Raw genomic sequence first — 12,697 nt, 5'->3', positions numbered from 1 at the left:
AGGAGTATAAGCAGGACGGTTGGGCCCATCGGAAGGGTTAGTTACCGCCCTTGAGCAGACGCATCATATCTTCCTGCTGCTCTTCCTCTTCTTCGTCATCGTCGTAAGAGAGGCCGAGCTGCTGCATCAGTTCATCAATACGATCGAGACGGGAATCGACCCAGGCCTGATCCTCGGCGCTCAGGGTTTCGCCGCCTTCCAGGCGCTCCAGCAGCGCGTCCAGGCGCTCATCATTCTCCAGCATGTCCAGCTCTTCCTGCGGTGACAACATAGGTTTCTCACTTTTAGGTTGTTGGTGCTTCTGAGGCCTGGTGTCCTGAGCGTCGCTGACGCCAAGCGGAATCGGTTTTTTGCTGCCGATGCGCGGATCGTGCTGTTTTGACTGACCGGAGGATTTTCCGGACGCGCTGGCGCCCGTCGCGCGGCTGCCCGGCGCATGCCCGCGGTGCTTTTTATCGCGCTTACGGTCGCGCGCTTCCTGATTTAATTCTTCACGCGTTTTACGGCGAGCTTTAGCGGGGCCTTTGCCACGCACAGAGGATGAGGGTTGCTTCATGATTTATCGTCTTGGGCCGTTTTAAACAGTATAGAATTGCGGCGGAATCTAGCAGAAAGCAAGTAAAGAAAAAAGGCGACAGGTAAACCTGTCGCCTTTTTTCCTGACTTTTTAACCGGTCACCGGTATCCACCGTCCTGGTGCGCTTACAACCAACCCTGTTTTTCCTTCAGCCGACAACGCTCCGTGTCGTATTTCCTTATCCCTGTTAACGTCTCCGACGTTTACCGTCCTGGTATGCTGTGTGCTTCGTCACCCTGACGCTCCAGACCCCTCATCCTGAGTTATTATCCGTTGCGACACTCCGTTGTCCGTGAGGCTTACTTTACCAGCCTGAACGGTGGGCTCAAGCCGTTAACGGCCTCAAATGCCCATTTTCGGACATTTCTGCAAGGTTAACCCACTGTTTTTACTTAAGTAAAACTTAAGGGTCGCTTTTTCAGGCAGTCAAAATCTCAACGCAGAACGGGCGGATCTCTTACACAACTCCCGGGCATTTTGTAAGCCAGCGGAGAGAACAACAGCCTTTTAGCCCTGTTCAGGTATAATCGCGTCTATTGCTTAAGCTTATCCTGACGGAGACGACCGTTTTGACTCAGTTGAACTATCAACAGACACACTTTGTAACCAGCGCGCCGGATATTCGCCATCTTCCCGCCGACACTGGCATCGAAGTGGCTTTCGCTGGCCGCTCCAACGCCGGGAAATCGAGCGCGCTGAATACGCTCACCAATCAGAAAAGCCTGGCGCGTACCAGTAAAACGCCGGGACGCACGCAGCTTATCAACCTGTTCGAAGTGGCCGACGGCAAGCGCCTGGTAGACCTGCCCGGCTACGGCTATGCCGAAGTGCCGGAAGAGATGAAGCGCAAATGGCAGCGCGCGCTGGGGGAGTACCTGGAAAAACGCCTGTGCCTGAAAGGTCTGGTGGTGCTGATGGATATCCGTCACCCGCTAAAAGATCTCGACCAGCAGATGATCGAATGGGCAGTGGACAGCGATATTCCCGTTCTGGTGCTGCTGACCAAAGCCGATAAGCTGGCGAGCGGCGCGCGTAAAGCGCAACTGAATCTGGTACGTGAAGCGGTCACCGCCTTTAACGGCGACGTGCAGGTAGAGGTGTTTTCTTCACTTAAGAAGATGGGCGTGGATAAACTGCGCGACAAGCTGGACAGCTGGTTTAACGGCCTGCCGCCGATGACCGAAGATAACGCTGCGCAAGAATAACCTTTCACCGGCGCGGGCCTGGCTCGCGCGTCTTTGTTCGAAATCTTTTTTAGACGCAATAAAAAACGCCCCAGTCATTTCTGACTGGGGCGGCTAAAATATTCAGCCAAATCCGATTACGTGAAGTAAAAGGTCTGAAAGATAGAACATCTTACCTCTGTACCCTACATCGCTAACTTTACCCTTTTTTTATGACGGGAAAAAGCACTTTTTGTAATTTCTTTTCATTCTTTACATAGCAATTTCTAATGATTATCACAAAAATCTATTAGTTATGTTGCTAAGTTACAAAAGCGCGTTCTCACCGTTCAGGGGTTAATGCGCCTGATCCCAGTTCTCGCCACTACCGACTTCCACCAGCAACGGCACGTCCAGTTTCATGCTGTTTTCCATCAGTTCATGAATTTTCTGCGACACCGCCTCGACATCATCTTTATGCACTTCAAACACCAGTTCATCATGCACCTGCATGATCATTTTCACGCGCGGCTGCTCTTTTTGCAGCCAGCCGTCGACCGCAATCATGGCGCGTTTGATGATATCCGCTGCGGTGCCCTGCATCGGCGCGTTAATCGCCGCGCGTTCCGCGCCTGCGCGCCTTGCTGCATTGCTGGCGTTGATATCCGGCAGATAGAGACGACGTCCATCCAGCGTTTCCACATAGCCCTGCTCTTTCGCCTGCTTGCGGGTGCGCTCCATATACTCCAGCACGCCGGGGTAGCGCTCGAAGTAGAGATCCATGTACTTCTGCGACTCTTTACGCGGGATATTCAGCTGGCGCGACAGCCCGAACGCGCTCATGCCGTAGATGAGACCAAAGTTAATCGCCTTGGCGCTGCGGCGCTGCTCGTTAGAGACGCTGTCCAGCGGCAGGCCAAAGACTTCCGCCGCAGTTGCGCGGTGGATATCCTTGCCCTCGGCAAAAGCGCTAAGCAGCCCTTTGTCGCGCGACAGATGCGCCATAATGCGCAGCTCAATTTGCGAGTAGTCCGCAGAGACAATCACGTAATCCTCCGGCGCGATAAACGCCTGGCGAATGCGACGGCCTTCATCGTTACGCACCGGGATGTTTTGCAGGTTCGGGTCGGTAGAAGAGAGACGCCCGGTTGCGGTGACCGCCTGGTGATACGAGGTATGCACGCGGCCGGTTTTCGGGTTGATCATCTGCGGTAGCTTGTCGGTGTAGGTCGATTTCAGCTTCGCGAGCCCGCGGTATTGCAGAATGACTTTCGGCAAGGGGTAATCGAGCGCCAGCTCCTCCAGCACCTCTTCTGACGTGGACGGCGCGCCGCCCGGCGTTTTCTTCAGCGGCTTGATACCCTGTTTTTCAAACAGAATGGTTTGCAGCTGTTTGGTAGAGGAGAGATTAAACGGCTCGCCGGCGATCTCATGGGCTTTTTGCTCAAGTTCAGCAAGCTTATGGGCAATCTCCTGCGAATGCGCGTGCAGCACCGCCGGATCGATTTTTACGCCATTACGCTCAATACGCGACAGCACCGGCACCAGCGGCATTTCGATATGTTCAAAGATATTCAGCGGGCCTTTGTGTTGCTGGAGTTTCGGCCACATTTTCAGGTGCAGCTGGAGCGTGACGTCCGCATCTTCCGCCGCATAGCGTCCGGCCTGTTCGAGATCTATCTGGTTGAACGTGAGCTGATTTTTGCCCTTGCCGGCAATCTGCTCAAACGTGATGGTGGTGTGCTTAAGCCAGCGGCTGGAGAGGCTGTCCATATCGTGGCGGCCAGAGACGCTGTCCAGCATGTAGGATTCCAGCATCGTGTCGAAGACGATACCGCGCAGCTCAATGCCGTAGTTCTGCAAAATGCCGCGGTCGAACTTCAGATTCTGGCCCACTTTCACCAGCTTTTCATCTTCGAGCAGCGGTTTTAGTAATTCGAGTACGCGATCGCGGGCGAGCTGGTCCGGCGCGTCCAGATAGTCATGCGCGACCGGAATGTAAGCCGCAAGGCCCGGCTCGGTGGCAAAGGAAATGCCGACCAGGTTGGCTGTCAGGTTATCAAGGCTGTCGGTTTCGGTATCAACCGCCACTACCGGCGCTTTTCTGATGCGTGCAATCCACTCCACCAGCGTTTCTTCATCAAGGATAGTGACGTAGCGCTCCGCAGAGAGCGCGACGGCCTCTTCTTCCGGCTCCGCCTCAACAACAATGGTTTCTGTTGGTTTCGCCGCGGGTTTGCCTCGCGACTGCAGCCATTTGCCGGCTTCCAGGTCGGACGTCCAGCGTTTGAATTCGTACTGTCTGAAGAGGGTAAGCAGTTCATCGGCCAGCGGCGGCTGAACTTCAAGGCGGTCGTGGCTCAGCTCCAGCTCCACGTCGGTTTTAATGGTCGCCAGCTGATACGAGAGGTATGCCACCTCTTTGTTCTGCTCAAGCTTCGCCGCCATGGTTTTGGCGCCGCGGAAGGAAAGCTCCGCGATTTTCTCCGGGTTCGCATAGAGCGCGTCCAGACCGCCGAGCCCCTGCAGCAGCGCCTGGGCGGTTTTTTCGCCGACGCCCGGCACGCCCGGAATGTTATCGGATGAGTCGCCCATCAGCGCCAGGAAATCGATAATCAGCTCCGGCGGCACGCCATATTTCGCACACACTTCTTCCGGCCCCAGCACCGTGTTGGTCATGGTATTGATAAGCGTGACGTCTGGCGTCACAAGCTGGGCCATATCTTTATCGCCGGTACTGATAAGCACCGCGCGGCCCGCCGCCGCCGCTTCTTTCGCGAGCGTACCGATAACGTCGTCCGCTTCCACGCCTGACACCGCCAGCAGCGGTAACCCCATCGCTTTCACCATCGCGTGCAGCGGCTCAATCTGCGCGCGCAGATCGTCGGGCATCGGCGGACGATGGGATTTATAGTGCTCGAACAGTTCGTCACGGAAGGTTTTCCCTTTGGCGTCAAACACCACGGCAGCATGGGTGGGCTGGTACTGCAGTATCAGGCTGCGCAGCATATTCAGCACGCCATACATCGCGCCTGTGGGCTCGCCCGCGCTGTTAGTCAGGGGCGGAAACGCGTGATACGCCCGATACAGATAAGAAGAGCCATCGACGAGAATAAGGGGATTTTCTGGGATCTGAACCATAATGTCCGTGCCTGATAATGAAGTTATGGATAAAGGATGCCATAGCCTGGCGCAAAACATGAAACCCAAAGGGCCGATCGGCCAGAAAGTTTTGTCGATCCGCGCGATCGCTCGCAACCCGCCCTGTGGATAACTTTGTGCACAAAAACCTAAGCTATTAATAACGCGACATAAAAATGTAGCGAAGCGCTACAAATCATCTAAAAAATCAGACAGTTATAAAATTCCTGTCGCTGCTAATTATTTTTTAGCGGAAAAGTTTTATTGTGGATATAAAAAATGGCGTTTGCCGGTTCGCTTTTTTAGCGCATAAAACCCACTGTTATTCATTCCGCGTTACGTTCAGCCACATCACGGCTGAACGTTTTCTGTTAGAATCTGCGCCCTCTGCCGACCCCGGCATTTTATCTGACTGCCTGAAAACTATGATGTTGAGATTACGCGCCGCGGCGACGCTACTGTTGAGCGTTGTGCTGGCTATTGTGGTTACCATTTTATGCTCCGTACCGATTATCCTTGCCGGAATAATTAAACTGCTGCTGCCTTTTCCTGCCGTCTGGCGCTCTGTTTCCAGCTTCTGTAATTTTATGATGTATTGCTGGTGCGAAGGGCTGGCGTTACTGCTGCACCTGAATCCCCATCTCAAATGGGATGTGGAAGGACTGGAAGGTCTGAATAAAAAGAGCTGGTATTTGCTTATCAGTAATCATCATAGCTGGGCCGATATTGTGGTGCTGTGCGTGTTGTTTCGTAAGCATATTCCAATGAATAAATACTTTCTTAAACAACAACTTGCCTGGGTGCCGTTTATTGGCCTCGCCTGCTGGGCACTGGATATGCCTTTTATGCGACGTTATTCCCGCAGCTATTTATTGCGCCATCCGGAACGCCGCGGTAAAGATGTCGAAACCACACGTCGCTCTTGCGAGAAATTCCGGCACAATCCCACCACGATTGTAAATTTCGTTGAAGGCTCACGTTTTACCGAAGAAAAACAGCGACAGCTGCGCTCGCCATTTATGCATTTGCTTGCGCCGAAAGCCGCAGGCATTGCCATGGCGCTGAATGTGCTGGGAAAGCAATTCGACAAAATGTTAAACGTGACGCTCTGCTATCCGGAAAATAACCGCACGCCGTTTTACGACATGCTGAGCGGAAAGCTGACGCGTATTGTGGTGCGAATTCATTTATTACCGCTGGATGCGTCACTGCATGGTGATTACGTTAACGATAAAAGTTTTAAACGACATTTTCAGCAGTGGCTGAACGGGCTGTGGAGCGAAAAAGACGCCGAGCTTGACGCACTGTATCAGGTGCACAAAAAAGCCGGTCATTGACCGGCTTTTCTTTTACCAGGCGTGCCGATTATTTCTTGCTGAGCAGGAAGTTTACGGTATCCGCATATTGCTGAACGAATACGTCCATATTGCTGGTATCCATGCCCTGCGGGTTCAGCTGGTATTTGCCGTTCACGTACATGGCAGGTACTCCCTGCAGACCGACATCCGCCGCCGCTTTTTCCTGCTGGGCGACCAGCGATTTCACGACAAAGCTGTTCCAGGCCGCGTCATATTCTTCCGGTTTCACGCCCGCATCGATAAAGACTTTACGGATATCGGCTGGCGTTTGTACGGTCTGGGTTTTCTGTACGGCTTCAAACATCGGCGCCGTGATTTTATCTTCGATGCCCATCGCCATCGCCACAGCCCACGCCTGCGTCAGGTCTTTACCCAGCGGGCCCAGGAATTCAACGTGGTATTTGGTCATTTTGGTGCCTGCCGGCAGCTTTTTCTTCACGTTGTCAGAAACGTGCAGCACTTCTTCAAACTGGTAGCAGTGCGGGCAGTAGAAGGAAAAGAACTCCATGACCTGCGGCGCGCCAGCGACCGGTTTTTCCAGCGTGTTGTATTGCTTACCGTCAGTGTAGTCGGCAGCGGATACGCTGAATGCCATCACCATACCGGCCAGCGCCAGCCAAATCTTCTTCATCATTTACTCTCTCCTGAATATTACTGATCAATACATTGGCGTTAATTGTAGAGGAGGCGCATTGAGCGCCCGAATTTGCTCGTTAAAGGTCGCCGTCTGACGGCGCCAGAAATCTTCTTCAGCAAGCCAGGGGAAATTGCGCGGAAACGCGGGATCTTCCCAGCGACGGATAAGCCAGGCCAGATAGTAGACCTGGCGCATCGCGCGCAGCGGCTCTATCAGCTCCAGCTCTTTAATATTAAAGGACGTGAATTCTTCATAGGCTTCGAGGATAGTTTCCATCTGCATACGCTGCTCGGCGGCGTCGCCGTTCAGTAGCATCCAGAGATCCTGAATGGCCGGGCCGTTACGGGCATCATCAAGATCGACAAAGAGTGGGCCGTCGCGCCAGAGAATATTACCCGGATGGCAGTCGCCATGCAGGCGCAGCGCGTCATAACCGGGCTGCCAGCGCGCGGTAACGGCCGCCGTAAGCGCATCAGTCGCCTGTAAAAACGCGGCTTTAAGCGAGGCAGGGATTAGCGTGCTTGTCTCATAAGCCGCGCGCGGCTCCAGCAGGTATTCGTTAATGCCGATGGTGGGACGATGTAAGAAGAGGCGCTGCTTGCCGGTCTGATGGATACGACCCAGATAGCGCCCGACCCACTCCATATGATCGAGGTTATCCGTTTCATATTGACGGCCGCCGAGGCCCGGGAAAACGGCAAACATAAAGCCGTCATGCGTTAACAGCGTATCGCCATTAAGACGCAGCGGCGCCGCCACGGGCACTTCGTCGGTTTCCAGCTCAAGCGCGAAATGATGCTCTTCACGGATTTGGTCAGAGCTCCAGCGGTGCGGGCGGTAAAATTTCACGACGAAACGTTTACGATCTTCATCCTGAAAAAGATAAACGCGGTTTTCAAAGCTATTGAGCGCGGTTAAACCAGAATCCACACGAATGCCCTGTTCAAACAGGGCATCCATTATGGTATCTGGCTGAAGCGTCTGGAAAGTAAAAGCGTTATCTGTCATCCCGATATCCGGAAAACACAAGCAATGCTTCAGGATATCATTTCGCAGCGCGAGCGAGAGCTTCTCTTACAAGCTTTTACTCTTTAATCACGCCGCGGGCACGCAGCAACGCCGTTTTGAAATCATCTTCGTAATCCTTCTGGATGCCAGGGATCACGGCGTCTTTATCGGCATCGCGCATTTTTAACTGATAAATCAGAATATCATCGGTAAGATCGGCCAGTTCGCCGGTGAAACCAGACTCGGCGGCCAGCTTTTGCAGAAATTCCAGCAGGTTGAGATCCGGTTCTTTTTCCCAGGCGGGATGAAGCAACTCAATAACTTCATTAAGACGTTTGCATTTCATGATGGGCTCCTTTTATCTGGCTGACACGTTATCAGGGACAAAACCGTATGAAAAGAGGTGATATTCTTGGATAAGCTTAGCGCGATTACCGGCGTGGTGCTGGCAGGTGGCCGGGCGACGCGAATGGGTGGGCAAAATAAAGGGCTGATGTTACTGAACGGCAAACCGCTATGGCGACATGTGGCGGAGCGTCTGGCCGCGCAGGTGGAGCATGTCGCAATAAGCGCTAACCGGGACCTGGAGGCTTACGGCGCCAGCGGATACCCGGTTATCACCGATACGCTACCGAATTTTCCGGGGCCGCTGGCGGGCATGCTCTCCGTAATGCAGCAGCTTCAAAGCGAGTGGTATCTGTTTTGCCCGTGCGACACGCCTTACATTCCGCCCATTCTGGCGCGGCGCCTGTGGGCCGCTAAAGAAGCGCGTCCTGCGGTGTGGGTGAGCGACGGCGTGCGCGATCATCCCGCTATCGCGCTGATTCACCATTCAGTAAAAACGCCGCTTGCAGCATATCTTGCGCGTGATGAGCGGCGCGTGATGGCTTTTCTGCGTGAAATTAACGGTGATGCCGTGACGTTTTCCAATAAAGACGATTTTGCTAACGTAAATACGCTGGCCGACCTTGAACGCTGGCAGGAGAAATAATGGTTCCGTTATTGGGTATCGCGGCGTGGAGCGGCACGGGAAAAACGACGCTTCTGAAGACGCTCATCCCGCTGTTGCGTGAAAGAGGCATCCGGCCGGGCCTGATTAAACATACGCATCATGATATGGATGTAGACACGCCAGGCAAAGACAGTTATGAACTTCGCAAAGCGGGTGCTGCGCAAACGTTAGTCGCCAGCACGAAACGCTGGGCACTGATGACCGAAACGCCAGATGAGAAGGATCCCGATCTCTATTATCTGGCAAGCCGAATGGATAGCACGCAGCTGGATGTGATTCTGGTCGAAGGCTTTAAACACGACGCGATTGCGAAAATTATACTTTTTCGAAAAGCGGCAGGAAGAGAGGTCGCAGAGCTAAAGCCAGATCGGCATGTTATCGCGGTCGCGAGCGACATACCGTTGTCGGGCATTGATTTACCAGTACTGAATCTCAACGATCCGGCACAGATCGCGGCCTTTATTGCCGGGTGGCTGGCTGGACAGGGATGATTCTGTTCAACGGTGTCGGTGCGGGGAAAGGCCTGAAGAGTAAAGCAATTCGAGAAAAGCGCCAGATAATAAAATCCGGGCCGCAAAAAGCAAAAACCCCTCAGCACGGCTGAGGGGTTCTTAATTTGATGCCTGGCAGTTCCCTACTCTCGCATGGGGAGGCCCCACACTACCATCGGCGCTACGGCGTTTCACTTCTGAGTTCGGCATGGGGTCAGGTGGGACCACCGCGCTACAGCCGCCAGGCAAATTCTGTCCGTCCACCGCATACCGCCATGAACGTTTATCCGTCACAAGCTGAATATCATCTCTCAACACGCCAGACTTCTTTGGCGTTGTAAGGTTAAGCCTCACGGTTCATTAGTACCGGTTAGCTCAACGCATCGCTGCGCTTACACACCCGGCCTATCAACGTCGTCGTCTTCAACGTTCCTTCAGGAGACTTAAAGTCTCAGGGAGAACTCATCTCGGGGCAAGTTTCGTGCTTAGATGCTTTCAGCACTTATCTCTTCCGCATTTAGCTACCGGGCAGTGCCATTGGCATGACAACCCGAACACCAGTGATGCGTCCACTCCGGTCCTCTCGTACTGGGAGCAGCCCCCCTCAATTCTCCAGCGCCCACGGCAGATAGGGACCGAACTGTCTCACGACGTTCTAAACCCAGCTCGCGTACCACTTTAAATGGCGAACAGCCATACCCTTGGGACCTACTTCAGCCCCAGGATGTGATGAGCCGACATCGAGGTGCCAAACACCGCCGTCGATATGAACTCTTGGGCGGTATCAGCCTGTTATCCCCGGAGTACCTTTTATCCGTTGAGCGATGGCCCTTCCATACAGAACCACCGGATCACTATGACCTGCTTTCGCACCTGCTCGAGCCGTCACTCTCGCAGTCAAGCCAGCTTATGCCATTGCACTAACCTCCTGATGTCCGACCAGGATTAGCTGACCTTCGTGCTCCTCCGTTACACTTTGGGAGGAGACCGCCCCAGTCAAACTACCCACCAGACACTGTCCCCACGCCAGATTATGGCGCCAGGTTAGAACATCAAACATTAAAGGGTGGTATTTCAAGGTTGGCTCCACGCAGACTGGCGTCCACGCTTCAAAGCCTCCCACCTATCCTACACATCAAGGCTCAATGTTCAGTGTCAAGCTGTAGTAAAGGTTCACGGGGTCTTTCCGTCTTGCCGCGGGTACACTGCATCTTCACAGCGAGTTCAATTTCACTGAGTCTCGGGTGGAGACAGCCTGGCCATCATTACGCCATTCGTGCAGGTCGGAACTTACCCGACAAGGAATTTCGCTACCTTAGGACCGTTATAGTTACGGCCGCCGTTTACCGGGGCTTCGATCAGGAGCTTCTCTTGCGATAACCCCATCAATTAACCTTCCGGCACCGGGCAGGCGTCACACCGTATACGTCCACTTTCGTGTTTGCACAGTGCTGTGTTTTTAATAAACAGTTGCAGCCAGCTGGTATCTTCGACTGACTTCAGCTCCACCCGCAGGGGCTTCACCTACATGTCAGCGTGCCTTCTCCCGAAGTTACGGCACCATTTTGCCTAGTTCCTTCACCCGAGTTCTCTCAAGCGCCTTGGTATTCTCTACCTGACCACCTGTGTCGGTTTGGGGTACGATTTCGTGTTACCTGATGCTTAGAGGCTTTTCCTGGAAGCAGGGCATTTATTGCTTCAGCACCGTAGTGCCTCGTCATCACGCCTCAGTGTTAAAGATAACCGGATTTGCCTGGTCATCACACCTACACGCTTAAACCGGGACAACCGTCGCCCGGCCAACATAGCCTTCTCCGTCCCCCCTTCGCAGTAACACCAAGTACAGGAATATTAACCTGTTTCCCATCGACTACGCCTTTCGGCCTCGCCTTAGGGGTCGACTCACCCTGCCCCGATTAACGTTGGACAGGAACCCTTGGTCTTCCGGCGAGCGGGCTTTTCACCCGCTTTATCGTTACTTATGTCAGCATTCGCACTTCTGATACCTCCAGCATGCCTCACAGCACACCTTCGCAGGCTTACAGAACGCTCCCCTACCCAACAACACACAGTGTCGCTGCCGCAGCTTCGGTGCATGGTTTAGCCCCGTTACATCTTCCGCGCAGGCCGACTCGACCAGTGAGCTATTACGCTTTCTTTAAATGATGGCTGCTTCTAAGCCAACATCCTGGCTGTCTGGGCCTTCCCACATCGTTTCCCACTTAACCATGACTTTGGGACCTTAGCTGGCGGTCTGGGTTGTTTCCCTCTTCACGACGGACGTTAGCACCCGCCGTGTGTCTCCCGTGATAACATTCTTCGGTATTCGCAGTTTGCATCGGGTTGGTAAGCCGGGATGGCCCCCTAGCCGAAACAGTGCTCTACCCCGAAGATGAGTTCACGAGGCGCTACCTAAATAGCTTTCGGGGAGAACCAGCTATCTCCCGGTTTGATTGGCCTTTCACCCCCAGCCACAGGTCATCCGCTAATTTTTCAACATTAGTCGGTTCGGTCCTCCAGTTAGTGTTACCCAACCTTCAACCTGCCCATGGCTAGATCACCGGGTTTCGGGTCTATACCCTGCAACTTAACGCCCAATTAAGACTCGGTTTCCCTTCGGCTCCCCTATGCGGTTAACCTTGCTACAGAATATAAGTCGCTGACCCATTATACAAAAGGTACGCAGTCACCCTCTTACGAAGGCTCCCACTGCTTGTACGTACACGGTTTCAGGTTCTGTTTCACTCCCCTCGCCGGGGTTCTTTTCGCCTTTCCCTCACGGTACTGGTTCACTATCGGTCAGTCAGGAGTATTTAGCCTTGGAGGATGGTCCCCCCATCTTCAGACAGGATATCACGTGTCCCGCCCTACTCATCGAGCTCACAGCCTGTGTGCCTTCGTGTACGGGGCTGTCACCCTGTATCGCCGGCCTTTCCAGACCGTTCCACTGACACACAAGCTGATTCAGGCTCTGGGCTGTTCCCCGTTCGCTCGCCGCTACTGGGGGAATCTCGGTTGATTTCTTTTCCTCGGGGTACTTAGATGTTTCAGTTCCCCCGGTTCGCCTCACAGCACTATGTATTCATGCTGAGATAGTGCAACGAATTGCACTGGGTTTCCCCATTCGGACATCGCCGGTTATAACGGTTCATATCACCTTACCGGCGCTTTTCGCAGATTAGCACGTCCTTCATCGCCTCTGACTGCCAGGGCATCCACCGTGTACGCTTGTTCGCTTAACCTCACAACCCGAAGAAGTCTTCGTGCTGCGAGTTTGAGAGACTCTGACACACCGCGCATTCCTTATTAC

General features: G+C 53.7%; 9 protein-coding genes and 2 rRNA genes. 4 read left to right on the top strand and 7 right to left on the bottom strand.

The annotated features are described in order from the left end of the window. Window positions 1-37 precede the first annotated feature (37 nt). A complete protein-coding gene (yihI, locus tag BJP61_RS01360; RefSeq protein ID WP_075192785.1) occupies window positions 38-556 on the bottom strand; it encodes a Der GTPase-activating protein YihI in 519 nt (172 codons plus the stop codon). Window positions 557-1,146: 590 nt separating this feature from the next. Here yihI and yihA point away from each other — a divergent pair. Further along, window positions 1,147-1,782, top strand: a complete 636-nt coding sequence (yihA, locus tag BJP61_RS01355) for a ribosome biogenesis GTP-binding protein YihA/YsxC (RefSeq protein ID WP_038866795.1) — start codon at window positions 1,147-1,149, stop codon at window positions 1,780-1,782. Window positions 1,783-2,097: 315 nt separating this feature from the next. On the opposite strand, the gene polA is transcribed toward yihA, so the two are convergent. Next, complete coding sequence (gene polA / locus BJP61_RS01350; protein ID WP_171997678.1) at window positions 2,098-4,881, bottom strand: DNA polymerase I; 2,784 nt, start codon at window positions 4,879-4,881, stop codon at window positions 2,098-2,100. Window positions 4,882-5,309: 428 nt separating this feature from the next. On the opposite strand from polA, the gene BJP61_RS01345 reads away from it, so the two are divergent. Beyond that, window positions 5,310-6,218 (top strand): acyltransferase, encoded by a 909-nt coding sequence (locus BJP61_RS01345; RefSeq protein WP_171999218.1) that lies wholly within the window; start codon window positions 5,310-5,312, stop codon window positions 6,216-6,218. A gap of 28 nt (window positions 6,219-6,246) precedes the next feature. On the opposite strand, the gene dsbA is transcribed toward BJP61_RS01345, so the two are convergent. The 3 genes from dsbA to BJP61_RS01330 form a co-directional block, all read right to left on the bottom strand. Further along, window positions 6,247-6,870 (bottom strand): thiol:disulfide interchange protein DsbA, encoded by a 624-nt coding sequence (gene dsbA, locus BJP61_RS01340; RefSeq protein ID WP_038866786.1) that lies wholly within the window; start codon window positions 6,868-6,870, stop codon window positions 6,247-6,249. A 27-nt stretch (window positions 6,871-6,897) separates the two neighbouring features. Next, complete coding sequence (locus tag BJP61_RS01335) at window positions 6,898-7,884, bottom strand: serine/threonine protein kinase (protein WP_171997676.1); 987 nt, start codon at window positions 7,882-7,884, stop codon at window positions 6,898-6,900. Between the two features lie 76 nt (window positions 7,885-7,960). Further along, on the bottom strand, window positions 7,961-8,230 hold the full coding sequence (locus tag BJP61_RS01330) for a YihD family protein (RefSeq protein ID WP_038866469.1): 270 nt from the start codon (window positions 8,228-8,230) through the stop codon (window positions 7,961-7,963). 66 nt (window positions 8,231-8,296) lie between these two features. Between BJP61_RS01330 and mobA the strand changes: the two genes are divergently transcribed. Both mobA and mobB read left to right on the top strand, forming a co-directional pair. Further along, on the top strand, window positions 8,297-8,875 hold the full coding sequence (gene mobA / locus BJP61_RS01325; RefSeq protein ID WP_038866465.1) for a molybdenum cofactor guanylyltransferase MobA: 579 nt from the start codon (window positions 8,297-8,299) through the stop codon (window positions 8,873-8,875). Beyond that, window positions 8,875-9,387, top strand: coding sequence for a molybdopterin-guanine dinucleotide biosynthesis protein MobB (mobB, locus tag BJP61_RS01320; protein ID WP_161580133.1), 513 nt, complete (start codon window positions 8,875-8,877; stop codon window positions 9,385-9,387). The genes mobA and mobB overlap by 1 nt, the downstream gene beginning before the upstream one ends. 130 nt (window positions 9,388-9,517) lie before the next feature. Here the strand turns inward: mobB and rrf are convergent. Beyond that, window positions 9,518-9,633, bottom strand: a 5S ribosomal RNA gene (rrf, locus tag BJP61_RS01315). Window positions 9,634-9,726: 93 nt separating this feature from the next. After that, window positions 9,727-12,629 (bottom strand): 23S ribosomal RNA (locus BJP61_RS01310). Between the last annotated feature and the right edge of the window lie 68 nt (window positions 12,630-12,697).

Origin of the sequence: Cronobacter sp. JZ38 (assembly GCF_008932145.1) — a bacterium.
Taxonomy (GTDB): domain Bacteria; phylum Pseudomonadota; class Gammaproteobacteria; order Enterobacterales; family Enterobacteriaceae; genus Cronobacter; species Cronobacter muytjensii.
This window is presented reverse-complemented; position numbering and strand designations above follow the sequence as displayed.

What these genes read in the sequence shown, in the direction of transcription:
- yihI (WP_075192785.1), bottom strand. Translation starts at nt 556, where the DNA reads ATGAAGCAACCCTCATCCTCTGTGCGTGGCAAAGGCCCCGCTAAAGCT.
- polA (WP_171997678.1), bottom strand. Translation starts at nt 4,881, where the DNA reads ATGGTTCAGATCCCAGAAAATCCCCTTATTCTCGTCGATGGCTCTTCT.
- BJP61_RS01345 (WP_171999218.1), top strand. Translation starts at nt 5,310, where the DNA reads ATGTTGAGATTACGCGCCGCGGCGACGCTACTGTTGAGCGTTGTGCTG.
- dsbA (WP_038866786.1), bottom strand. Translation starts at nt 6,870, where the DNA reads ATGAAGAAGATTTGGCTGGCGCTGGCCGGTATGGTGATGGCATTCAGC.
- BJP61_RS01335 (WP_171997676.1), bottom strand. Translation starts at nt 7,884, where the DNA reads ATGACAGATAACGCTTTTACTTTCCAGACGCTTCAGCCAGATACCATA.
- BJP61_RS01330 (WP_038866469.1), bottom strand. Translation starts at nt 8,230, where the DNA reads ATGAAATGCAAACGTCTTAATGAAGTTATTGAGTTGCTTCATCCCGCC.
- mobB (WP_161580133.1), top strand. Translation starts at nt 8,875, where the DNA reads ATGGTTCCGTTATTGGGTATCGCGGCGTGGAGCGGCACGGGAAAAACG.